Genomic DNA, 20,447 nt, shown 5'->3' with positions numbered 1-20,447 from the left:
CTCCCGACGGGCCGGGCACGGCCACCGGATACGCTCGGCGCGACAGCGACTTCCGGGAGGAACCCACCATGTCAGCGACCGCCGTCGTCACCGGGGCCAGCAGCGGGATCGGGGCCGCCACCGCGCGCGGCCTCGCCGAGCAGGGCTACGACGTGGTCCTGGTCGCCCGCCGCGCCGACCGGATCGAGGCGCTGGCGAAGGAACTGGCCGGGGAGGGCCGCAGCGCCCGCGCCCACGTCCTCGACGTCACCGACAGGGCCGCCGTCGACGCCTTCGCCGACTCCCTGACCTCGTGCGAGGTCCTGGTCAACAACGCGGGCGGCGCGATCGGCACCGAGACCGTGGCCGAGGGCGACCCCGCCGACTGGCGCGCCATGTACGAGGTCAACGTCATCGGCGTGCTCAACATGACCCAGGCCCTGCTGCCCAAGCTGATCGCCGGCGGGGACGGCACCGTGCTGATCGTCTCCTCCACGGCGGGCCACACGGCCTACGAGGGCGGCGGCGGTTACGTGGCCGCCAAGCACGGCGCGCACAGCCTGGCCGCCACACTGCGCTTGGAGCTGTGCGGCGAACCGGTGCGCGTGCTGGAGATCGCGCCGGGCATGGTCAGGACCGAGGAGTTCGCCCTCAACCGCATGCGCGGGGACTCCGGGGCCGCCGACGCCGTCTACGCCGGTGTGCCCGACCCGCTGAGCGCCGAGGACGTCGCCGACACCATCGTGTGGGCGGTCACGCGGCCCCCGCACGTGAACATCGACCTGCTGGTGGTGCGTCCGCGCGCGCAGGCCGCCCAGCACAGGGTCCACCGTGTTCAGCGGGGGGAGTCCTGACGGGCCGACCGGAACCGTCATCGGTGTGACAGGAGGGGCCCGAACCCCGTCCCGGCGGGGGCCGGGCGCCGCCCGGGTTCCGCGGGGCTCAGGCCTGCGCGCCGCCGGGCGCGCACTCGGCGCAGTCGCAGTAGTTCGTCGTGGACATGGAGCGGCACCGGGTGCAGATCTGCCGCTTCGCCCCGGGGGGATCGTGCTTCCAGTCGTGCTGCCCCCGCCTGCAGATCCCCGAGGGGCCGATGACGGTGTCGTCACGTGAGGTGTCCATGGCAGCAAGGTAGCCCCGGCCGACCCCGGGGACCAGGGCCGGGTGGTTTCGCGCCGTGTCCGGGCCGACACTGAGGGCCGGGGCCGGATGGTCCCGTGCCGTGCCCGGACTGACCTGGAGGACCGGGGCCGGGCGGCCCCGCGCCCCGGAGGGGCCGCCCCCGAGGGGGACGGCCCGTGTCCGGGCGGGGCCGCGCGGAACCCGCGGGTCAGGCGTCGGTCAGGCGTCCAGTTCCCGGGACAGCATCTCGACCAGCTCGTCCAGGACCTTGTCCGCGTTCTCCTGCTCCTCGCAGGACAGGGTGACCGTCTCGCCGTGCTTGACGCCCAGCGCCATCACGGCGAGCACGCTGCGGGCGTCCACGGGGTCCTGGCCCTCGCGGGCGATCTTGACGGGCAGGCCGGTGCCGTTGACGGCCTGGACGAACAGGCTGGCGGGGCGGGCGTGCAGGCCGAGCTGGGAGGCGATGGCCACGGTGCGCTGGGGCATGGAAGTCCTCGGAGAAGTCGTCGGGAGATCGTCGGGTGGGCGGGGAGGCCCGGGTCAGAGCGTGTCGACCGGCCACTGCGGGTCGGGGTCGGCCACCGCGGTGATCGCGTCGGCGGCCACGTCGTCGGGGGAGGGGACGGTGGTTCCGGGCAGGGAGACCGCGGCCGTCCCCCACGCCACGGCGTGCCGCAGCCGGTCCTCGGGGGAGCCGTCCGCGCCCAGGAACCCGGCCAGGGCGCAGTCGCCCGCGCCCACCGTGCTGCGCGCGCGGACCGCGGGCCCGTGCGCCCACCAGGTGTGCTCGGGATCCACGAGTATCGCACCGTGGCCCCCCAGTGTCACCAGGGCGGAGCCGTTGCCCCACCCCAGGACCTCGCGGGCGGCCTCGGTGACCGCGCCCACGGTGGGAAGCTCCCGGCCGATCAGCTCGGCCAGCTCCTCGTGGTTGGGCTTGAGCAGGGACACCGACCCCGCGCGGGCCGCGGCCTCCAGGGGCTTGCCGGAGGTGTCCAGGGCCAGCGGGACCCCGTAGGAGGCGGCCAGTTCGGCGACGCGCACGTACAGGTCGTCGGGGGAGCCGGAGGGGAGGCTGCCGCTGGCCACCACCCACGCGGGGCCCCGGTCCAGTTCGCTCTCCAGGGCGGAGAGCAGGGCGTCGGTCTCCTCGGGGGAGAGCACGGGCCCGGGTGCGTTGAGCTTGGTGGTGGTGCCGTCGTCCTCGGTGACGGCGATGTTGCCCCGCGTCTCGCCCTCGATGGGGACGGCGACGCAGGGCAGGTCCCCGAGCAGGGTGGTCAGCTCGGCGCCTCCGCCGCCGCCCACGGGCAGTACCGCCCGTGTGGGCACGCCCGCACGGCGCAGCGCGCGGGAGACGTTGACGCCCTTGCCGCCCGCCTGCGCGCGGGTGGAGCCCACGCGCAGGACCTCACCGCGGGTCAGGTGACTGACCTCCAGGGTGTGGTCCACGCTCGGGTTGGGGGTGAGGGTCAGGATCATGGGTGCTCTTTTCGAGGTGGCTGCGCCCGGCCCGGTCCGGATGTGGGACTACCTTTGATTATGTGTGTTTGCCTGCGTGTGTCAATGCTGTTGTGCCCTGGTTTCCGGTTTTGGCCACTGTCGGTCACGGGGCCGTGGGGGGCGCGTCACCGGTGTCCCGGTGTGTGGGCGCAGTCGGGTGGAGGCGAAACGCTCCTGGTGACTTCGGCGGATCGTAGGGGCTTCGCGACGGGCGGTGTTGCTGGGATATTGGTTCAAGGTACCTCTTGTGTGTCCCAGGCAACACCATTAAACTCACAGAAAACCACACCGAAACACAGGTGATCCAACATGTACGCGGAAGAGCGCCAGAAGGCGATCCTCGAACGCGCCCGGCGGGACGGCCGGGTCGACGTGACAGGGCTCGCCGCGGAGTTCGACGTCACGTACGAGACCATCCGACGCGACCTCACGGCACTCGAACGCCACGGGGTCCTGCGCAGGGTCCACGGTGGCGCGATCCCCGTCGAGCGGCTGGGCTTCGAGCCCGCCCTCAACGTGCGCGACTCCGTCATGACACAGGAGAAGGAGCGCATCGCCAAGGCGGCTCTCGCCGAGCTCCCCGAGGAGGGCGCGATCCTGCTCGACGCCGGGTCCACCACCGGACGCCTAGCCGAGCAGTTGCCCGCCGACCGCGAACTCACCGTCGTCACCAACTCCCTGTCCATCGCCCTCACGCTCGCCCCGCGTACACACATCAACCTCATGCTGCTCGGCGGGCGCCTGCGCACCCGCACCCAGGCCACCGTCGACGCCTGGGCGCTGCGCTCCCTCGCCGAGTCCTACGTCGACGTCGCCTTCATGGCGGCGAACGGGATCTCCACCGAACGCGGGCTCACCACACCCGATCCCGCGGAGGCGGAGGTCAAGCGGACCATGATCGCCTCGGCCCGCCGCTGCGTCCTGCTCGCCGACCACACCAAGGTCGGCAACGACCACTTCGCCCGCTTCGCCGCGGTCGAGGACCTCGATCTGGTCATCACCGACACCGGTCTCGCCAGCGGTCTCGCCGACGAACTGGAGGCCGCCGGACCCCGAGTCCAGGTGGTCTGACCACGGCGGGACACCGAGCGGGGCGGTTCCACCGTCCGGAACCGCCCCGCCCCGGATCGCCCCGCGCCCACCCACACCGACACCGACACCCACTTTCCCTCCCCACCTCATCGGCGGGCTGCCCGCCCGTCGAACCTCCCAGGAGGTCCCCCATGACCACACAGCAGAGCACGGACAGACTCACCGCGGTGCGCTCCGGAGTACAGCGCTTCGGAGGGTTCCTGTCGAGCATGGTGATGCCCAACATCGGCGCGTTCATCGCCTGGGGCCTGGTCACCGCCCTGTTCATTCCCGACGGGTGGTGGCCCAACGAGCAGATGGCCGGGCTCGTCGACCCGATGATCAAGTACCTGCTGCCGCTGCTGATCGCCTACACCGGCGGCGCGCTGGTGCACGACAGGCGAGGCGGCGTCGTCGGCGCGGCCGCGACCATGGGCGTGATCGTCTCCGCGGACATCCCGATGTTCCTCGGCGCGATGTTCATGGGTCCGTTCGCGGCCTACCTCATGAAGCAGTTCGACCGGGTCGTCCAGCCGCGCATCAAGGCCGGCTTCGAGATGCTGGTCAACAACTTCAGCGCCGGCATCCTCGCCGCGATCCTGGCGGCCGTGGGCGTCTACGCGGTCGGCCCGGTCGTCGAGGGCATCGCCACCGGCCTCGGCAAGGGCGTGCAGTTCCTCATCGACCTGAGCCTGCTGCCGCTGGTCTCGGTCATCGTCGAGCCCGCCAAGGTGCTGTTCCTCAACAACGCCATCAACCACGGCGTCTTCACCCCGCTGGGCACGGCCCGCGCGGTCGCCGACGGCAAGGCCATCGAGTTCCTCATCGAGTCGAACCCCGGACCGGGCCTGGGCATCCTGCTCGCCCTGATGTTCTTCGGCTCCAAGGTCAGCCGCGCCACCGCGCCCGGCGCGGCCGTCATCCACTTCTTCGGCGGGATCCACGAGATCTACTTCCCGTACATCCTCGCCCAGCCGAAGCTGATCCTCGCCGCGATCGGCGGCGGCATGTCCGGTGTCGCGACCTTCATGATCATGGACGCCGGCCTCGTCTCCGCCGCCTCCCCCGGCAGCATCATCGCGATCATGGCGGTCACCCCGCAGGGAGGCCACCTGCCGGTCCTCGCCGGGGTCGTCGCCGCCACCATCGTCTCCTTCGTCATCGCCTCGCTCCTGCTCGGCTTCGGCCGGTCCGAGCGCAAGGCCGAGCGCGAGGAGAAGGCCCAGCAGGAAGCCGCTCAGAACCAGGAGAACAGCTGATGAGCACTATCGAGGGCTCCGACATCAAGAAGGTCGTCGTCGCCTGTGACGCGGGCATGGGCAGCAGCGTCCTGCTCACCTCGCAGCTGAGCAAGACCCTGTCCCCGTACGGCGTGTCCGTGGAGCACTCCCCGGTGGACCGGATCCCCGAGGGCGCCGACGTGGTCCTGTGCCACACCGGGCTCGTCGACCGCGCCCGGACCCGGGTGCCCGGCACCGTCGTGATCAGCTTCCAGATGTTCCTGGGAGACCCGGCGTTCACCCGCCTGGAGCAGGCTGTGAAGAACGGGAGCACCCTTGCCGAGTGATCTGGCGCTGACCGAGGACGCCGTCCGGCTGGGCCGCGAGGCCGCCGACCGGGCCGACGCCATCGACCAGTGCGGCGCTCTGCTCGTCGAACTGGGCGCCGTCGAACCCGGCTACGTGCCCGCCATGCACGAGCGGGAGGCCTCCATTCCCACCTTCGTCGGCGAGGGCGTGGCCATCCCGCACGGCACGGACGCCTCTCGGGCCCTGGTCAAGCGCACCGCGCTGGCCGTGGTCCAGTTCCCCGGCGGGGTCGACTGGGGCGGTCCCACCGTCCACGTGGCCATCGGCATCGCCGCCTCCGGGGACGAGCACCTGGGCGTGCTGTCCTCGCTGGCGGGGATCCTCACCGACCCGGAGAAGGCGGCGCGCCTGCGCTCCGCCGACACCACGTCCGACGTCCTCGAACTGCTCGGCCCCCTACAGGACGGCTGAGCCCAACCGAACCACCCGCCGGTCCCCTGACCCAGGGCCGGCGGGCCCAGCAGAAAGGCCCGAACATGCTCGTCGCCCGCTTCTACGCCCCCGGTGACATCCGACTGGAGCAGGCTCCCGAGCCGACCGCCGGACCCGGACAGCTCAAGATCGCCGTCGTCAACTGCTCCACGTGCGGCACGGACGTGAAGATCTCCCGGCACGGCCACCACCACATCCGTCCGCCCCGCGTGATCGGCCACGAGATCGCCGGGCGGATCGTCGAGGTGGGCGAGGGCGTCACCGGCTGGGCCGAGGGCGACCGCGTCCAGGTCATCGCCGCCATCCCCTGCGGCACCTGCGTGGAGTGCTCCGACGGCCGGTTCACCGTGTGCTCGCGCCAGGAGTCCATGGGTTACCACTACGACGGCGGCTTCGCCGAGTACATGATCATCCCCGAGTCCGTCCTGGCCGTGGACGGGGTCAACCGCGTCCCCGACAACATCGACCTGGCCGAGGCCTCCGTCGCCGAGCCGCTGGCGTGCGTGCTCAACGGCCAGGAGATCGCCGGGGTCGGCGAGGGCGACACGGTCGTGGTCATGGGCGCCGGCCCGATCGGCTGCCTGCACGTCCGGCTGGCCCGCGCGCGCGGCGCCGCGAAGGTCTACCTGGTGGACATCAACCGGGGCCGCCTGGACATGTCCGCCGACATCGTCCAGCCCGACGCCTCGGTCTGCGGCGCCGAGACCGACGCCGTGGAGGAGGTGCTCCGCCTGACCGACGGCCGGGGCGCCGACGTCGTCATCACCGCCGCCGCCTCCGGGCGCGCCCAGGAGGACGCGCTGCGCATGGTCTCGCGCAGCGGCCGGGTCAGCTTCTTCGGCGGCCTGCCCAAGGACGCGCCGATCATCCAGCTGGACTCCAACGCCGTGCACTACCGGGAGATCTCGATCTTCGGCGCCAACGGCTCCAGCCCCGAGCACAACCGCCGCGCCCTGGAGCTGATCTCCTCCGGCGCCGTGCCGGTGGCCGACCTGATCACCGAGCGGATGTCCCTGTCCGACGTGCACAAGGCCATCGAGACGGTGGCCTCGGGCACCGCGATCAAGGTGACCATCCAGCCGTAGCGCCCAGCCGTAGCGCGCGTGCGCGAAGGCGGTACCGTCGCCGCCCCGGTGCGGCGGCGGTACCCGCCCGCCCGGGGCCGGCGGCTTCCCGCGACGTGCGGGCGCGGACGCGCCCCCGTCCTCCCGGGTTGTCCACAGGGGCTACCGCCGCCCGCCCCCCTACGGTTTCCTGGACACACAAGACTTCTGCCGGACACGCGAACCGCCCGTCACCTCCACCGCCCCGCACAGCCGACATCCCGCCGCGACCCGCGACCCGCGGCCCGCGCACCGTCGGCACGGCGGCGCCCGCGCTCCCCGCGCCCGGGGACCGGGGCGCTCCGGCGGGGCGCCGACCCTGACGGGCCCCGTCCACACCACCCCCGGCCCTTCCCGACGTACGGAGCGACCATGGCGAAGACCGAACCCCTCCCCGCCGCAGCCGGTGACACCCGGCTGACGGGTATCCCCGCCAGCCCGGGGGCCGCAGTCGGCCCGGTGGCGCGGATGGCCCCACCGCCGTCCCTGCCCGACCAGCGGCCCACCGTCGTGGACGCGGGAGAGGAGGCCGCACGGGCGCGTCAGGCCCTGGAACAGGTGGCCGTCCTGCTCGAAGGCCGGGCCGCCGACCTCCAGGGCGACGCGGCGGCCGTGCTGAGCGCCCAGGCGCTCATGGCCCGCGACCCCGAGCTCGCGCGCCGCGCCGCCGAGCGCACCGAGGCCGGTGACCCCGCGGCCTGGGCCGTCCACGCTGCCTGCGGCGCCTACCAGGAGCTGCTCCTGGCGGCGGGCGGCTACCTCGCCGAACGCGCCGCCGACCTCGCCGACATCCGGGACCGCGCCACCGCCGTGCTGCTGGGGCTGCCGATGCCCGGGCTGCCCGACCCCGGCGTTCCGCACGTGCTGGTCGCCGACGACCTCGCGCCCGCCGACACCGTCCAGCTCGACGTCGAGCGCGTGCTCGCCATCGTCACGCGTTACGGCGGACCCACCAGCCACACGGTCATCCTGGCCCGGTCGCTCGGCATCCCGGCCGTGGTCGGCTGCGTGGGGGCCGCCGAACTGCGCGACGCGACGCCGGTGGCGGTGGACGGCGACGCCGGAACGGTCGAGGTCGAGCCCGACGAGGAGCTCGCCGAGCGGATGCGCGAGCGCACCGAGCGGCGGCGCGCGCTGCTGGCCCGGGCCACCGGTCCGGGCCGGACCGCCGACGACGTCCCGGTCTCGCTGCTGCTCAACGTCGGGGAGGGCGACCCGCAGAAGGCCGGTGCCCACGACAGCGAGGGCGTGGGACTGCTGCGCACCGAGTTCCTCTTCCTGGAGCGCTCCGACCCGCCCACCGTCGAGGAGCAGACCGCCTCCTACACGGCCCTGTTCGAGGCGTTCGCCGGGCGCACGGTCACGGTGCGGACCCTGGACGCCGGGTCGGACAAGCCCCTGGCCTTCGCGTCCACCGGCCACGAGGACAACCCCGCGCTGGGCGTACGGGGTTTCCGCACCTCGCGGGTGCACCCCCACCTGATCACCGACCAGCTCACGGCCATCGCCGCCGCCACCCGGGAGACCTCCGCGAAGGTCCGGGTCATGGCGCCGATGGTGTCCACGCCCGACGAGGCGGAGGAGTTCGTCTCCCTCGCCCGCGAGGCCGGGCTCGACCAGGTCGGCGTGATGATCGAGGTGCCCGGCGCGGCGCTGCTCGCCGACCGGCTGCTGTCCCGCGTGGACTTCGTCTCGATCGGCACCAACGACCTGGCGCAGTACACCATGGCCACCGACCGCACCCTCGGCGCGCTGCCCGACCTGCTCGACCCCTGGCAGCCCGCGCTGCTCCAGCTGGTGGGCACCGTCGGCGGCGCGGGGGAGCGCTCGGGACGCCCGGTGGGCGTGTGCGGCGAGGCCGCCGCCGACCCGCTGCTGGCCCTGGTGCTGGTGGGACTGGGCGCGACCAGCCTGTCGATGTCCGCGCCCGCGCTGCCCGCCGTGCGCCACGCGCTGGCCCTGCACACCCACAGCGACTGCCGCAGAATGGCCGACCTCGCGGTCGCCGCCTCCAGCGCCGAACAGGCGCGCGAGGCGGTCAGGGCCGCCGCCCACCCGGAGGCCGCCGACCGCTGACGCCCATCCGGGCAGGACGTGCGCCCTCCCCTCCCCGTATCCGGGACAGGGGAGGGCGCACCGCCGGAGGCGAACCCGTCCTCAGCCCTCGGGAGTCGGCGCGGGCGGTCCCGGACACGTCCGCGTGGTGGTCCGCCCGGTGTCGAAGAAGTCGACGGCCGCCGCGGCGCAGTCCAGGCCGGAGAGGGTTCCGTGCCCGTCGTCCTCCACACTCATGACCTCTCCGCCGACGACTCGCCTCATGTCCAGCGCCCAGTCGTGCGGGGTGATCATCTCGTTGACGTGGCCCACCAGTTGCAGGGGGCTGTCCCCTCGGTTCAGGTCGGGAGCCGCACCCCCCTCGGGCCACCCGACGCAGGAGTGCTCGTAGAAGCCCAGGGTGCCCATGACGGGGTACCGTTCGGCCCGCTCCAACCGGTTCTGCCACACCTGGTCGAAGTCGCGCGGGCTGTCGGAGTCGTTGCAGAGCAGCGACACCTGCGCGAAGGAGTCGAAGACGGGTTCGGAGTCCCAACCGGCGCCGGAGACGGGTCCGTGTGCGGCCTCCGCCCCGGGCACTCCTCCGTCGAGGAGCGTGACGAGGGAGCGGGCGTTGGCGGGCCATTCGCGTTCGGGGGTGGCCAGCAGCGCGGTCACGGCGTCGCCGTCGACGACCGTCCCGTCGGGGCCGGTGCGGGGCTCCTCGGCCAGCTCCTCCCGCAGCCCGTACACCTCCTCCCGGATGCGGTCGGCGTCCGTGCCGAGCCCGTAGTGGTCGTCGTGCCCGGCCATCCAGTCGGCGAAGCGGTGGAACGCGGCCTGGGCGCCCATGGCCTGCCCCTCGTCCAACACGGTGACACTGGCCTCGGGCGACATCACCGAGTCCAGGAGCATCGCCTCGACCCGGTCGTCGTACATGGACCTGTAGGCGGCGCCGAGCAGGGTCCCCCAGGACACCCCGTAGAAGCCGATCGTCTCCGCTCCCAGCGCCTCGCGGATCAGATCCATGTCGCGGGCCACGTTCTCCGCGGTCAGCGAGTCCACGAACTCGGGGTCCCGGGCGTGGCATTCGCGGTTGATCCGGCTCTGCTCCTCGGCGACGTGCCGTGCGCTCTCCTCGTCGCTCAGGCCGGGGTCGGGGGCGGTCCCCTCCAGACCGCACTCCACGGCGTCGCTGTAGCCCACCCCGCGCGGATCGAAGCCCACGAGGTCGTGGTTCAGTCCCAGGTCCGCGGCCTCGCTGTCGAGGATGCTCCCGGGCGTGGTCACGCCCGGATGGCCCGGGCCGCCGGGGTTGAACAGGATGGGATAGGTGTTCTCCCCGGTGGCGGGCACACGGGTCACCGCTATGTCGATCGTGCGCCCGTCGGGGTCCTCGTAGTCCAGGGGCACCGGAACGGCGGCGCACAGGGTGCGGTCGTCGCTCTCGTCCCACCCCCGGGCGACGTCGGAGCACGGCCTCCACTCCGGTTCCGGGCCCGGGGCGGCCGATGCGGGGGCGGCCGCGGCGGTGAGCAGCAGTCCGGAGGCCGCGGCCAGCGCGGCGCTTCGGGCGAGGGGCACGGGGGTTCTCCCATCACACGGTTCTGTACGGGTCTACCGTCCGTGGTCGGACGGTGGAAGCCCTCCGCACGCTACTGACGACCGCTCCGCGCGCGCCTCCCCCGAAAGGACGACCCGCCGGGCCTGCCAAAGTGGGAGCGGATCGGGTCCGACAGGTTCTGCCTGCCCCACGCACCGGCCTTCGTCGGAGGCCGCCCGGTCCGGTACCGATGCGCACCCGGTACGCGGGGACGGCGAGGGACCTCGGGGCCCTCAGGCCCCCTGCGTGCCGATCCGGACGAACTCGTCCTGGCTGATGAGCAGGTCGTGGTCGGTGTCGACGTCGAGGGCGAAGGCGTGCAGCGCGCTCATGCGGTCGAGTCCTAGATCCCGCTCGGCGTAGGCCAGCCACTCGTGGATGTTGATGGAGCCGTCCTTGTCCGTGTCGAGCCGGGTGAACAGGTCGCGCGCTTCCTGCTCGGTCGTGGTGCTGGGCAGAAACTTCTCGGGCATGGTGGTGCGCTCTTCCTGGTTCGCGGGGTCGGCCGAGGCGGAACCGTCGGCGGTACGTGTGCCCATCGTCCCACCGGAAGGGGCCGCTGCGCCGCCGGAGTGCCCGGGCACGGACGTCAGGAGGTCTGGCGCCGTGCGCGCCACTCCGGGGCGAGCACCGACCAGACCTCCATGTCGTGGCGCTCGCCCCGGTAGACGTAGCTCTCCCGCAGTACGCCGTCCCGCGTCATGCCGAGCCGCCGGGCCACGGCGATGCTGGCCTCGTTCGCGGAGGAGGCGTGCCACTCCACACGGTGGACTCCCCGCTTCTCGACGGCCCAGTCGATGATCCGCTGGGCGGCCCTGGTCACCAGCCCGCGTCCGGCGGCCGACGGTTCCAGCCAGCAGCCCGCCTCGGCGGTGCCGTGCTTGAGGTCCATCGTGCGGAAGAGGACCCCGCCGAGCAGTTGATCACCCGACCAGATGCCGTAGATGCCTCCGGTGCCGGTGGCGGCCTTCTCCGCGTACGAGCGCAGGTAGGTCCGGCTCGACTCCAGGTCCACGATGACGTCCGGGAGCGCGATGTAGCGTCCGATGAACTCGCGCCCCCGGTCGATGTTGGCCAGGAACTCCTCGGCGTGCCGTGGTTCGAGCGGGCGCAGTTCCGCGCCGTCCGCATCCAGGGGTAACTCGAACATCGCCAACCTCCACAACCGATCCGTGCGCATGGTGGACGGGATCATCCCATGGTGGTGTCTTCGGACTCCGCCGCGGGTCGCGGTCGTGGGGTTGGGTTGGGTTGGGCCTGCGCGCTTACCGGTTGTGAACCTTGAGGGTGTTGAGGAGGTTGGTCCACTCGGGGGTGGTGAAGGAGAGGTGGCCGTGTTCGCGGTTCTGGGTGTCGCGGACCCGGGTCTCGGTCCAGCCTTCGGCTACTTCCACGCACTCACCGGCGTTAGCGCTGTGACTGCTCTTGTGCCAGTCGGAGACCTCGACACATTCGCCACCGCTCCCACCGGAGTAGCTGGGCTTGCGCCAGTTGGAGATCTCCACACAGTTGCCGCCACCGCCGCCGGAGTAACTGGATTTACGCCACCTCATGTGCTGCCCCTTCGGGTTGTCCCGGATGCCTCGGCAGTTTCGAGGTACCCGGGACGGCTACGACCGAAGCGTCCTGAGGGTGTTGAGGAGCCCGGCCCACTCAGGGGTGGTGAAGGCGAGGTGACCGAGTTCGCGGTTCTGGGTGTCGCGGACCAGCACGCTCTGCCCTTCCGCAACCTCCACGCACTCGCCGCCATTGGTGCTATAGCTGCTCTTGTGCCAGGGGTGGTGCGGCGCGGTCATTCCCGTGCCTCCTCTTCTCCGAGGTGGGCCTACTGTCCGTCGTTCAGGAGCCCACGTATGAAGAGGACCGACTCATCGTGTTCGAGTGCCTTGCCCAGCAGGCTCCCGAACATCAGGGTATACCGGCGGACTTCTTCGGGATCCTCCGGAACCAGACCGCTACCGGCCTGTTCCAGGTAGACCACATCTGGGTCTGCCTGCTCGGGGAACTCCAGGAGGTAGAACGGCCCGTCCATCCCAGCATGGGCTCCGTGCGCGAACGGGACGACCCGGATGGTCACATTCGGTCGCTCGGAAAGCTCCACAAGGTGCTGGAGTTGCCCCTGCATGGTTGTGGGGCCTCCGACCTGGCGCCTTAGCACGGCTTCGTCCAGCACAGCGACCACATGCAGAGGGTCATCCGTGCGGATGATCAGCTCCTGACGGGACATGCGCACCAGGACTTTCTCGTCAGCCAGGTCAGGGGCCGATGTGATGGCGGTCTGCTCGGTCACCGCGCGGGCATAGGCCTCGGTCTGGAGGATGCCCGGCACCACGATGGTCTGGAACGTGCGGACCACGGAGGCCGCAGCTTCCAGCCCGATGTAGCTGTCGAAGCCTGGCTTGAGAGCCTGCCGATGGCGATGCCACCAGCCGCGCTTACGGGCGTGCTTGGCCATCTCGATGAGTTCTTCGCGTTCTGCCCCATGCACGCCGTACACATCGAGCAGAATGGCCACGTCTCCAGGCTTTGGCCTGGTCATGCCTGTCTCGTATCTCCACAAGGTGCTGTCGGTGATGCCTACGCGGTCGGCAACCTCAGCGCGGGAGAGTCCCGAGTCGTTCCTGAGCCGAGACAGCTCCGCCATCAGGCGTCGATGACGCGCTGTGGGGCTCGGGCGTGCGGCCATGCTGCACCTCCTGGTTCTACGTGAACCGTAACACATTGCATGATTCATTGATCATTTTCTGCATACTGGACTAATTCTTTCTGAACTATTGCAGTTTTAGTTTTAGCGGTCCATCCTGGTGAAGGTTCAGCCGATCAGGTCGCGGCTTCGGTGCTGAGCTGGCGCGTGTCGAAGCCGCCTGCGCGTAACTCGGTTCACTTCTGGCGCTTGGAGGAGCAGGATGAACAGCTTTGGTGTACCGCGACCGAGGCGGGCAGCAGAGGGCGGCAGGAGCGGGCTGCCGCGTCGGGGGAGGGGCGGTACCGGGGTGCGCACGGCGTTCTTCGGGTCGGAGGTGAACCAGGCGGCGCAGATCCGTAGCTGGTGCCAGCGGGGCGCGCGGGTTCAGGTCCACCGGACCTTCTCCCTGGTTCTCGTGGTCAGCGAACTGGTTACCAACGCCTGGATGCACACCTCCTCCGGTGCCCCCGGCGGGCGGGTGAAGATCCAGATGCGGCACCTGCCGGACCACGTCATCCACCTGGCGGTCACCGACGACGGGCCGCGCCCCGGTCAGCCCGCGTGCCTTCCCCGTCTGTCACCGCGCAGCGACGACCTTAGCGTCGGCGGACGCGGCCTGCACCTTGTGGACCGCCTGTCCGTGGAGCGGGGCTGGACCGGAGAGCCCGGCATGCCCCTGACGGTCTGGTCACACGTCGACCCCTACGCACCCGTCCCCGAACCCGACGACGCCGTCGCGGCCTGAGGGAACACTGCCGCCGGAGCGGGAAGCGCAGCCCTGCCGGGGCCGATGACATCCGCGCGAACGCAACAGAAAGCAAGGTGCCCCGAACCGGTGTTACGAGCACCGGGCCGGGGCGTGATCACCACCTGACACAACCAGGAGGAGACCGTGAAAGACCCTATCGGCAGGCACCGCAGGCGTCACCGCTCATGGGCCGAACAGATGTGGATGTTGTGCGCCGCCGCGCTCGCGTGGACGCTGGGACACCTGCTCGGCACCCGTCGCCAGACCAGGGCCATCGAGGGCATGCCGCCGCGCCCCGAGCTTCCGCCCGCCCCCGCGCCACGCCAGCGACCCGCCCCTGAATCGCGGCCCACATCCGCATCGCGGCCTGCCTTCGCGCCGAGGTCCGCGTCCGTGCCGCGACCTGCTTCCGCACCGAGGACCGCGTTCGCACCACGCCAGCGACCTGTTCCCGAGTCGCGGCCCGCACCCGAAAAGCGGCGCCCCACCCTGAACTCCGACCGCACGGCGGGCTCACTGGTCCGTCCCTACATGCCTCCGCTGCCACGGGTTCCGGTCGGCGACCTGCTGGCCGCACCGTCTTCCGCCACGCCCACAGCTCCCGCCACGGCAGCGGCCTGCCGCACGGCCAGTTCCCCTCCGGGTGAGTTCGACGAACTCCGGGACCTGGTGCGCGTCTGGTGCGCCCTGTCCGACTGAGGTTCCTCAGGTGAACCGAGGGGGAGAGCCCGCGAGGCTGCGTATCCGCTCAGCCCCGGGGGCTCTCCCAATGGCCGCCGACCACCTCGGGCACCAGGTCGAACCGGTCGAGGAACGCCTGGACCAACTCCTCCACATCGCTGGAGCCGGACACGCACCACGCCTGGTGGCCGCTGTTGAGCACGGACAGGAAAACCGAGGCCAGAACCCCCGGGCGCGGGTCGGTGACCGGATCGACGCCGGTGCGCTCGCCCAGCGCCCGGGCCAACCGCTCCTGCCTGCGGTGGCAGTAGCGCATGTTGACCTCGATCAGCTCGGGGCTCTCGGACACCAGTCCCATGGCGCTGCCCCGGAGGTGGAGCATCTCGCGTTCGAGGTAGGCCCAGTGGTCGAGCATCGCGTTGCGCAGCGCGGCGAACGGCGACTCCTCGGCGGGACGGGCCAGCAGGGCGGCGAACAGCTGCTCGTCGAGGTCCTCGACCGCCTCCAGGACCACGTCCTCCTTGGAGCCGAAGTAGCGGAAGAACGTGCGCTGGGAGACCCCGACACAGGAGGCGATCTCCTCTGTCGTCGTCCCCTGGTAACCGTTCTCGTGGAACAGGCGCAGCGCCGACTCCATGAGGGACTCGCGCATCCGGGCCTTCTTGCGCTCGCGCAGCCCGAGCTGCTCCCCCGGTTCGGCGCTCGTCGTGCTCATGGACGTGCCCTCCCGCGTGTCGGCTCTGGCCGCTGATTCCGGCTCTGTCGACCGAGGATACCGTGTGAAACAGATTACGTCAGCGACTGACAAAACACACTTGCTGCAAAGAGTCAGCGACAGACATAATCGTGCGGACGACGGCACCGGCACGCAGGGGGAACCATGACCGCACAGACCGTCCCGAAGGCCGCTCCGGAGACGGAGCAGACGGAGCGCAAGCCGCGCTGGACGCAGAGCCCCTGGGCGACCCTGGTCGCCATCGCCTTCGGCGTGATGATGGTGGCGCTGGACGGCACCATCGTGGCCGTCGCCAACCCCGCGATCGGCACGAGCCTGGGCGCCTCGCTGGCCGAACTCCAGTGGGTGACCCACGGCTATCTGCTCGGCCTGGCGGTCTTCCTGATCACGGCGGGCAAGATCGGCGACCGCTTCGGCTACCGCAACACCTACCTCGTGGGCGCGGTCGGCTTCGTGCTCAGCTCGGTGGCGATCGCGCTGTCGGCCGGTGTCATCATGCTCGTCGCCTTCCGGGTGCTGCAAGGGATTTTCGGGGCGCTGCTCCTGCCCTCGGCGATGGGCCTGCTGCGCGCCAGCTTCCCGCCCAGCAAGCTCGGCCGGGCCTTCGGCGTCTTCGGCAGCCTCATCGGCGCCGCCACGGCGGGCGGTCCCATCCTGGGCGGCGTCCTGGTCGGCTCCCTCGGCTGGGAGGCCGTCTTCTACATCAACGTCCCGGTGGGCGCGGTCGCCCTCGGACTCGGCCTGTGGCTGCTGGCCGCCAACAAGCCGACCGACGCCGGAAGCCGGATGGACGTGCCCGGCATCGTGTTGCTGAGCATCGCCATCTTCGCCCTGGTGTGGGCGCTGGTGGAGGCGCCCAGTGTGGGCTGGGGCCACCCCGTCACCCTGGGCTCGCTCGCCGTCACGGCGGTCTTCACCGCGGCCTTCCTGGCGTGGGAGCGCCGCGCGAAGCAGCCCCTGCTCCCGCTCGGCCTGTTCGCCAACCCCTCGGTCTCCATCGGCGCCGTCCTGACGGTCGCGATGGCGCTGAGCCTGATGGGGTCGCTGTTCTTCATCACCTTCTACCTCCAGGGCGTGCGGGGCATGAGCCCCGCCCAGACCGGCCTCCAGCTCATCTCCATGACCGCGCTGATGGCGGTCACCTCGCCGATCGCGGGCCGGATCCTGGACCGGGTCGGCGCCCGGCCGCCCACGACGGCGGGCCTGCTGCTGGCGTCGGCGGGCATGTTCATGCTGTCGCTGTTGAAGGTCGACACGGGCGTGCTCTACATCTCGGCCGCGTTCGTCCTGCTCGGCATGGGCCTGAGCCTGATCATGACCGGCGCCACGGCGGCGATCATCGGCAACGCCCCCGTGCGCTACGCCGGTGTCGCCTCGGCGGTGCAGCAGGCCGCCATGCAGCTGGGCGGCTCGCTGGGCACGGCGGTCCTGGGCGCGGTCATGTCCGCGACCATCGTCGCCACCCTGCCCGGCCACTTCGCCGCCGCGGGGCTGGCCGAACCCGCCGCCGGGGAGCTGGCGGGCATGCAGAGCGTCGTGGCCCAGGGCGGCGCGGTGCTGCCCGAGGGGGCGACCCCGGAGGTCGTGGCGGCCGTGACCGGGGCCAGCAACCTGGCCTTCATGGAGGGTCTGCAACTCGCCTTCACCATCGCGGCGGCGGTGATGCTGGTCGCCGCGGTGCTCTCGCTGTTCATGCGCTCGGGCCGGATGACCGACGGCCCGGCCGTCCACATCTAGCCGGGGGCGAGGTCCGGTCCCGGCCTGCCGGGGCGCCGGGCCGGACCAGGTCCGCGGCGCCGCCTTCGACCTGCGCGTTCCCGGGCGGCAGACTCTGCGGTGCGGCGGTCTCCGCCGCACCGCTATCCATGCGACCCGACAGGGGGCGTCTCTTGACCGACCGCACCGGCCAGCACCGGGCCTACCTGGACGAGCTGTTCGGACTCACCGGCCGCCGTGCCCTCGTGACGGGAGGGAACTCGGGCATCGGCCGTGGTGTCGCCGAGGCCCTCGGACGCGCCGGGGCGAGCGTGCACCTGGTGGCCCGCGACGCCGGACGCCTGGCCCAGACGGCGGAGGAATTCGCCGCCCAGGGGATCGAGGTCGGCACCACCCCGATCGACCTGGCCGACCGCGACGCGCTCGGGGAGTTCTGCGCGAGCGAGCCGGTGACGGGGGCGGACATCCTGGTGAACGCGGCAGGGGTCAACCACCGGCCTCCGCTCGGGGAGACGACGGAGGAGGTCTGGACCGAGACGCTGGCGGTCAACCTCGCCGCGCCGTACCTGCTGGGCCAGGCGTGCGGGCCGCGGATGGCCGAGCGGGGCTGGGGCCGGATCCTCAACATCGGTTCCCAGCAGACGTGGAGCGCGTTCGGCAACTCGGGGGTGTACGGCGTCAGCAAGGCCGCCGTCGGCGGGCTCTCACGTTCTCAGGCCGAGGCGTGGTCGCCCCACGGCGTCACCGCCAACACCGTCATCCCCGGATTCGTGGTCACGCCGATGACGCTGCCCACCGTCGCGGTGCCCGGTCGGGAGGAGCAACTCGCGGCACGCACCATGGTCGGACGCAACGGCCTTCCCCGCGACTTCGCGGGACTGGCGGTCTTCCTCGCCTCGGACGCCTCCGCCTTCGTCACCGGGCAGATGCTGGCCGTCGACGGCGGGCTCAGCGTGCACTGACCCGCGGCGCGGGCGTGGGCGGACCCGGTCCGGATCGCGGCCGTGCCGGTGTCGTCCCGAACCCCGGGCACGCCGGGGTGGGCTTGTGGAGACGTCAGACCGGATCGCGGGAACGCCGATGCCGCACGGGTGCGCGGGCGCGCCCATGCTGCCGGAGGCCGTGGGCCCCCTGTATCCAGGAAACCGCGAAAGACGAGGCGGCACCACCCCCTGTGGACAAGGGTGGTGCCGCCTCCGCCTGCGGTTCCGTTCCTACACCGCCGTGGGATTCAGGGATGACAAGGATGCCTGTGTCGTCGGCCTCCGATGTCAGGGCGGACCGGGGTTGAAGACGGCGTGTGTGCCCACCCGGCGCCAGACCACGTGCGGCTCGCCGGGGAAGCGCTCGTCGCCGTACTCCCATGTGGCGCGCCCGTCGGGTGCCCAGGTCATCTCGTAGACCCCGGGGGCTCCCTGCACGCCCTTGACCCGCAGGCCCGGTCGGAATTCCCCCTTCTGCACGTCGGGTGCGAACTCGGTGGTGACCACCTTCCGGAAACGCTCCGCCTGTCGCCGCGTCAGTTTCCTGAAGTCGGCCCGGAACCGGGGGGTGGTGGCGAACGTGGCCAGTGTCCTCAGCGCTCCTCGTCTTCCAGAGCGTCGAACATCGACTCCGCGTCCTCGAACTCCTCGGTCAGGCCCGCGGCGATCTGCTCGCTGGCCTCGCGCTCACCCTGCTGCCAGTCGCGGTCCCAGAACCACGTCTGGTCGGCGGGCACCGAGGTCATGCCCCTGAGCGTGACCTGACCGTTCTCCGCGATGGCGAACTCGACCTCGTCGCCCTCACGGATGTGCAGGGCCTCGGCGATCTCGCGGGGCAGGGTCACCTGGTTCTTGCGACGCATCACCGCACGTCGACGTCTCGCCTTCGTCTCGCTCATGGGTGGGGTCCTTCCGGCTGGTGGGCCTGCCCCGGAGCTTCCCTTCCCCGGGCAGGGCGATCGTGCTCCCGGGCTTCCCGCACCGGAGTCACGGTTCCAGGATGACTCCAACAGTCGGACAGTTCAACTTTCCTACCAGGGATTTGCCGTCGGACAGCTCGGCGGAAAGACGAAGAGGCGGCACCACCCCCTGTGGACAAGGGTGGTGCCGCCTCTGTCGTGCTGCCTCTACTGTTCCGGTTCCACGGCCGTGCCGCCTCCGCTGTGCAGGGCGCCGCCGACCGTGACCGACCGACCTGGCTGTCCGAAACCCCTCCGGGCCCGGACCGGCTGCTCAGGTCGTGTAGTCGGCGTTGATCCGGATGTACCCCTCGGTCAGGTCGCAGCCGTAGACCGTGAAGGCGCCGTCCGCGATGCCCAAGCCGACGCCGATCACCACCTCGTCGCCCTTCATGTGCTGGGCGGCGCGCTCCAGCACCTCGTCCGTGGCCTCCGCCGGGTAGGTCTCCACGTCGCCGAAGGAGATACGCACGTTGTCGGGGAGGATGTCGGTCTCCTCCTCGCACTTGCCGACCGCCATCGTCACCCGGCCCCAGTTGGGGTCCGCGCCGTGCACGGCGGTCTTCACCAGCGGGGAGTTCACCACGGCCTTGGCCACCCGCTTGGCCTGGGCGTCGTCGCGCGCGCCGGTCACGCGCACCTCGATCAGCTTGCTGGCGCCCTCGCCGTCGGAGGCGATCATCCGCACCAGCTTCAGGGCCACCTCGTACAGCGCCGCCTCGAACTCCGCCGCGTCCACCGGCCCGGCCAGGCCGTTGGCGAACACCGCCGCCGAGTCGCTGGTGGAGGTGTCGGTGTCGATGCTCAGCGCGTTGAACGTGCGGTCCACCACCCGGCGGAACACCTCGTCCAGCACCGGCTGCTCCAGCTCGGCGTCGGTGAAGAACCAGGCCAGCATGGTCGCCATGTTCGGCTCGATCATGCCCACGCCCTTGGCGATGCCCGTCAGCGTCGCCCCGCCCACCGTCGCCGTGGCGGTCTTGGGCCGGGTGTCGGTGGTCATCATCGCCGCGGCCGAGCGGTCCAGGTCGGCCGGGGGGAACTCCGCGGGCAGCGCGTCCAGGTAGGCGCGGACCTTCTCGATCGGGTACGGGCGGCCGATCACCCCGGTGGAGGCGACCAGCACCTCCTCGGGCGGCACCCCCGCCGCCCGCGCCACGCGCTCCTGGAGTTCGCGGGCGTGGCTGTCACCGACCCTGCCCGTGGCCACGTTGGCGTTGCGGGCGATCACCGCTACCCCCCGCGCACTACCGTCGGCCGCCGAGCGGCGGCTCAGCAGCACGCTGGGTCCGGCGAACCGCGACCGGGTGAACACGGCGGACACGCGGGCGGGGACCTCCGACACCACCGCGAAGAAGTCGTCGTTGGGGTCCTTGATCCCGATGTTTCCGGCCACGCCGCGGAAACCTGCGGGCACGGGGGTCTGGCTGCTCATCGTCCTCCTCGGGGCTTCTCCGGCGCCAGACTACTCCGCCGCGTGCCGCGGCCCTCATTACGGC

Annotated in this window: 24 protein-coding genes and 1 pseudogene; 11 read left to right on the top strand and 14 right to left on the bottom strand. The window is 71.5% G+C overall.

Annotation, left to right across the window (positions count from 1 at the left end):
• Window positions 1–68: 68 nt before the first annotated feature.
• Window positions 69–833: an SDR family NAD(P)-dependent oxidoreductase gene (locus PV789_RS25930; protein ID WP_274974972.1), complete on the top strand. Its 765-nt coding sequence runs from the start codon at window positions 69–71 to the stop codon at window positions 831–833.
• An 88-nt stretch (window positions 834–921) separates the two neighbouring features.
• Here the strand turns inward: PV789_RS25930 and PV789_RS25925 are convergent, their stop codons facing one another.
• The 3 genes from PV789_RS25925 to pfkB form a co-directional block, all read right to left on the bottom strand.
• Window positions 922–1,101 carry a hypothetical protein gene (locus PV789_RS25925; protein ID WP_274974971.1) on the bottom strand — a complete coding sequence of 60 codons (180 nt, stop codon included), beginning with the start codon at window positions 1,099–1,101 and terminating at the stop codon, window positions 922–924.
• A 219-nt stretch (window positions 1,102–1,320) separates the two neighbouring features.
• Window positions 1,321–1,590, bottom strand: coding sequence for an HPr family phosphocarrier protein (locus PV789_RS25920; protein ID WP_013155226.1), 270 nt, complete (start codon window positions 1,588–1,590; stop codon window positions 1,321–1,323).
• A gap of 54 nt (window positions 1,591–1,644) precedes the next feature.
• On the bottom strand, window positions 1,645–2,586 hold the full coding sequence (pfkB, locus tag PV789_RS25915; RefSeq protein ID WP_274974970.1) for a 1-phosphofructokinase: 942 nt from the start codon (window positions 2,584–2,586) through the stop codon (window positions 1,645–1,647).
• Window positions 2,587–2,916: 330 nt separating this feature from the next.
• Here pfkB and PV789_RS25910 point away from each other — a divergent pair, with 330 nt between their 5' ends.
• From PV789_RS25910 to ptsP, 6 genes are all read left to right on the top strand, one after another.
• Entirely contained in the window at window positions 2,917–3,678 is a 762-nt protein-coding gene (locus PV789_RS25910) for a DeoR/GlpR family DNA-binding transcription regulator (RefSeq protein ID WP_017563623.1), read from the top strand.
• 152 nt (window positions 3,679–3,830) lie between these two features.
• Window positions 3,831–4,937: a mannitol-specific PTS transporter subunit IIC gene (gene mtlA, locus PV789_RS25905; protein ID WP_274974969.1), complete on the top strand. Its 1,107-nt coding sequence runs from the start codon at window positions 3,831–3,833 to the stop codon at window positions 4,935–4,937.
• Window positions 4,937–5,245, top strand: coding sequence for a PTS sugar transporter subunit IIBC family protein (locus PV789_RS25900; protein ID WP_013155222.1), 309 nt, complete (start codon window positions 4,937–4,939; stop codon window positions 5,243–5,245). Before mtlA ends, PV789_RS25900 begins: the two co-directional genes overlap by 1 nt.
• The gene (locus tag PV789_RS25895) at window positions 5,235–5,678 is read left to right on the top strand and encodes a PTS mannitol transporter subunit IIA (RefSeq protein ID WP_274974968.1); all 444 of its coding nucleotides are present in this window, start codon (window positions 5,235–5,237) and stop codon (window positions 5,676–5,678) included. The genes PV789_RS25900 and PV789_RS25895 overlap by 11 nt, the downstream gene beginning before the upstream one ends.
• 65 nt (window positions 5,679–5,743) lie before the next feature.
• Entirely contained in the window at window positions 5,744–6,784 is a 1,041-nt protein-coding gene (locus PV789_RS25890; RefSeq protein ID WP_274974967.1) for a zinc-dependent dehydrogenase, read from the top strand.
• Between the two features lie 390 nt (window positions 6,785–7,174).
• Entirely contained in the window at window positions 7,175–8,878 is a 1,704-nt protein-coding gene (gene ptsP / locus PV789_RS25885) for a phosphoenolpyruvate--protein phosphotransferase (protein WP_274974966.1), read from the top strand.
• An 81-nt stretch (window positions 8,879–8,959) separates the two neighbouring features.
• On the opposite strand, the gene PV789_RS25880 is transcribed toward ptsP, so the two are convergent.
• The 7 genes and pseudogenes from PV789_RS25880 to PV789_RS25855 form a co-directional block, all read right to left on the bottom strand.
• Window positions 8,960–10,420 carry an alpha/beta fold hydrolase gene (locus PV789_RS25880; protein ID WP_274974965.1) on the bottom strand — a complete coding sequence of 487 codons (1,461 nt, stop codon included), beginning with the start codon at window positions 10,418–10,420 and terminating at the stop codon, window positions 8,960–8,962.
• Between the two features lie 252 nt (window positions 10,421–10,672).
• Entirely contained in the window at window positions 10,673–10,978 is a 306-nt protein-coding gene (locus tag PV789_RS25875) for an EF-hand domain-containing protein (protein ID WP_274974964.1), read from the bottom strand.
• A gap of 50 nt (window positions 10,979–11,028) precedes the next feature.
• On the bottom strand, window positions 11,029–11,589 hold the full coding sequence (locus tag PV789_RS25870; protein ID WP_274974963.1) for a GNAT family N-acetyltransferase: 561 nt from the start codon (window positions 11,587–11,589) through the stop codon (window positions 11,029–11,031).
• A gap of 115 nt (window positions 11,590–11,704) precedes the next feature.
• Window positions 11,705–11,833: a DUF397 domain-containing protein gene (locus tag PV789_RS29910; RefSeq protein WP_498049388.1), complete on the bottom strand. Its 129-nt coding sequence runs from the start codon at window positions 11,831–11,833 to the stop codon at window positions 11,705–11,707.
• A 69-nt stretch (window positions 11,834–11,902) separates the two neighbouring features.
• A pseudogene (locus PV789_RS29905) lies at window positions 11,903–11,992 on the bottom strand (DUF397 domain-containing protein); the annotation flags it as partial.
• A 57-nt stretch (window positions 11,993–12,049) separates the two neighbouring features.
• Window positions 12,050–12,235 (bottom strand): DUF397 domain-containing protein, encoded by a 186-nt coding sequence (locus tag PV789_RS25860; RefSeq protein ID WP_274974961.1) that lies wholly within the window; start codon window positions 12,233–12,235, stop codon window positions 12,050–12,052.
• A gap of 29 nt (window positions 12,236–12,264) precedes the next feature.
• Window positions 12,265–13,083 carry a helix-turn-helix domain-containing protein gene (locus PV789_RS25855; protein ID WP_274974960.1) on the bottom strand — a complete coding sequence of 273 codons (819 nt, stop codon included), beginning with the start codon at window positions 13,081–13,083 and terminating at the stop codon, window positions 12,265–12,267.
• 349 nt (window positions 13,084–13,432) lie between these two features.
• On the opposite strand from PV789_RS25855, the gene PV789_RS25850 reads away from it, so the two are divergent.
• Together PV789_RS25850 and PV789_RS25845 are read left to right on the top strand one after the other, a co-directional pair.
• Window positions 13,433–13,870, top strand: a complete 438-nt coding sequence (locus PV789_RS25850) for an ATP-binding protein (protein ID WP_274974959.1) — start codon at window positions 13,433–13,435, stop codon at window positions 13,868–13,870.
• Between the two features lie 534 nt (window positions 13,871–14,404).
• Window positions 14,405–14,572 carry a hypothetical protein gene (locus PV789_RS25845; protein ID WP_274974958.1) on the top strand — a complete coding sequence of 56 codons (168 nt, stop codon included), beginning with the start codon at window positions 14,405–14,407 and terminating at the stop codon, window positions 14,570–14,572.
• A 49-nt stretch (window positions 14,573–14,621) separates the two neighbouring features.
• Here the strand turns inward: PV789_RS25845 and PV789_RS25840 are convergent, their stop codons facing one another.
• On the bottom strand, window positions 14,622–15,269 hold the full coding sequence (locus PV789_RS25840) for a TetR/AcrR family transcriptional regulator (RefSeq protein ID WP_274974957.1): 648 nt from the start codon (window positions 15,267–15,269) through the stop codon (window positions 14,622–14,624).
• Between the two features lie 165 nt (window positions 15,270–15,434).
• Here PV789_RS25840 and PV789_RS25835 point away from each other — a divergent pair, with 165 nt between their 5' ends.
• Both PV789_RS25835 and PV789_RS25830 read left to right on the top strand, forming a co-directional pair.
• Window positions 15,435–17,027 carry an MFS transporter gene (locus PV789_RS25835; RefSeq protein ID WP_274974956.1) on the top strand — a complete coding sequence of 531 codons (1,593 nt, stop codon included), beginning with the start codon at window positions 15,435–15,437 and terminating at the stop codon, window positions 17,025–17,027.
• A gap of 152 nt (window positions 17,028–17,179) precedes the next feature.
• Window positions 17,180–17,968, top strand: coding sequence for an SDR family NAD(P)-dependent oxidoreductase (locus PV789_RS25830; RefSeq protein WP_274974955.1), 789 nt, complete (start codon window positions 17,180–17,182; stop codon window positions 17,966–17,968).
• Between the two features lie 309 nt (window positions 17,969–18,277).
• Here PV789_RS25830 and PV789_RS25825 read toward each other — a convergent pair whose 3' ends face one another.
• From PV789_RS25825 to argJ, 3 genes are all read right to left on the bottom strand, one after another.
• The gene (locus PV789_RS25825) at window positions 18,278–18,496 is read right to left on the bottom strand and encodes a hypothetical protein (protein ID WP_274974954.1); all 219 of its coding nucleotides are present in this window, start codon (window positions 18,494–18,496) and stop codon (window positions 18,278–18,280) included.
• A gap of 86 nt (window positions 18,497–18,582) precedes the next feature.
• The gene (locus PV789_RS25820; protein WP_274974953.1) at window positions 18,583–18,888 is read right to left on the bottom strand and encodes an AbrB/MazE/SpoVT family DNA-binding domain-containing protein; all 306 of its coding nucleotides are present in this window, start codon (window positions 18,886–18,888) and stop codon (window positions 18,583–18,585) included.
• Window positions 18,889–19,222: 334 nt separating this feature from the next.
• Window positions 19,223–20,383 carry a bifunctional glutamate N-acetyltransferase/amino-acid acetyltransferase ArgJ gene (gene argJ, locus PV789_RS25815; RefSeq protein WP_274974952.1) on the bottom strand — a complete coding sequence of 387 codons (1,161 nt, stop codon included), beginning with the start codon at window positions 20,381–20,383 and terminating at the stop codon, window positions 19,223–19,225.
• Between the last annotated feature and the right edge of the window lie 64 nt (window positions 20,384–20,447).

The organism is Nocardiopsis camelliae, from assembly GCF_028993595.1.
GTDB classification, from domain to species: domain Bacteria; phylum Actinomycetota; class Actinomycetes; order Streptosporangiales; family Streptosporangiaceae; genus Nocardiopsis; species Nocardiopsis dassonvillei.
Note: the sequence above shows the minus strand (reverse complement) of the source record. Positions and strands in the feature narration are given on the sequence as shown.

Coding starts and splice junctions, on each gene's coding strand:
- PV789_RS25845 (WP_274974958.1), top strand. CDS start 14,405: ATGCCTCCGCTGCCACGGGTTCCGGTCGGCGACCTGCTGGCCGCACCG.
- PV789_RS25925 (WP_274974971.1), bottom strand. CDS start 1,101: ATGGACACCTCACGTGACGACACCGTCATCGGCCCCTCGGGGATCTGC.
- argJ (WP_274974952.1), bottom strand. CDS start 20,383: ATGAGCAGCCAGACCCCCGTGCCCGCAGGTTTCCGCGGCGTGGCCGGA.
- PV789_RS25870 (WP_274974963.1), bottom strand. CDS start 11,589: ATGTTCGAGTTACCCCTGGATGCGGACGGCGCGGAACTGCGCCCGCTC.
- mtlA (WP_274974969.1), top strand. CDS start 3,831: ATGACCACACAGCAGAGCACGGACAGACTCACCGCGGTGCGCTCCGGA.
- pfkB (WP_274974970.1), bottom strand. CDS start 2,586: ATGATCCTGACCCTCACCCCCAACCCGAGCGTGGACCACACCCTGGAG.
- PV789_RS25900 (WP_013155222.1), top strand. CDS start 4,937: ATGAGCACTATCGAGGGCTCCGACATCAAGAAGGTCGTCGTCGCCTGT.
- PV789_RS25840 (WP_274974957.1), bottom strand. CDS start 15,269: ATGAGCACGACGAGCGCCGAACCGGGGGAGCAGCTCGGGCTGCGCGAG.
- PV789_RS25855 (WP_274974960.1), bottom strand. CDS start 13,083: ATGGCGGAGCTGTCTCGGCTCAGGAACGACTCGGGACTCTCCCGCGCT.
- PV789_RS25860 (WP_274974961.1), bottom strand. CDS start 12,235: ATGACCGCGCCGCACCACCCCTGGCACAAGAGCAGCTATAGCACCAAT.
- PV789_RS25835 (WP_274974956.1), top strand. CDS start 15,435: ATGACCGCACAGACCGTCCCGAAGGCCGCTCCGGAGACGGAGCAGACG.
- PV789_RS25920 (WP_013155226.1), bottom strand. CDS start 1,590: ATGCCCCAGCGCACCGTGGCCATCGCCTCCCAGCTCGGCCTGCACGCC.
- PV789_RS25820 (WP_274974953.1), bottom strand. CDS start 18,888: ATGAGCGAGACGAAGGCGAGACGTCGACGTGCGGTGATGCGTCGCAAG.
- PV789_RS25875 (WP_274974964.1), bottom strand. CDS start 10,978: ATGGGCACACGTACCGCCGACGGTTCCGCCTCGGCCGACCCCGCGAAC.
- PV789_RS25930 (WP_274974972.1), top strand. CDS start 69: ATGTCAGCGACCGCCGTCGTCACCGGGGCCAGCAGCGGGATCGGGGCC.
- PV789_RS25910 (WP_017563623.1), top strand. CDS start 2,917: ATGTACGCGGAAGAGCGCCAGAAGGCGATCCTCGAACGCGCCCGGCGG.
- ptsP (WP_274974966.1), top strand. CDS start 7,175: ATGGCGAAGACCGAACCCCTCCCCGCCGCAGCCGGTGACACCCGGCTG.
- PV789_RS25890 (WP_274974967.1), top strand. CDS start 5,744: ATGCTCGTCGCCCGCTTCTACGCCCCCGGTGACATCCGACTGGAGCAG.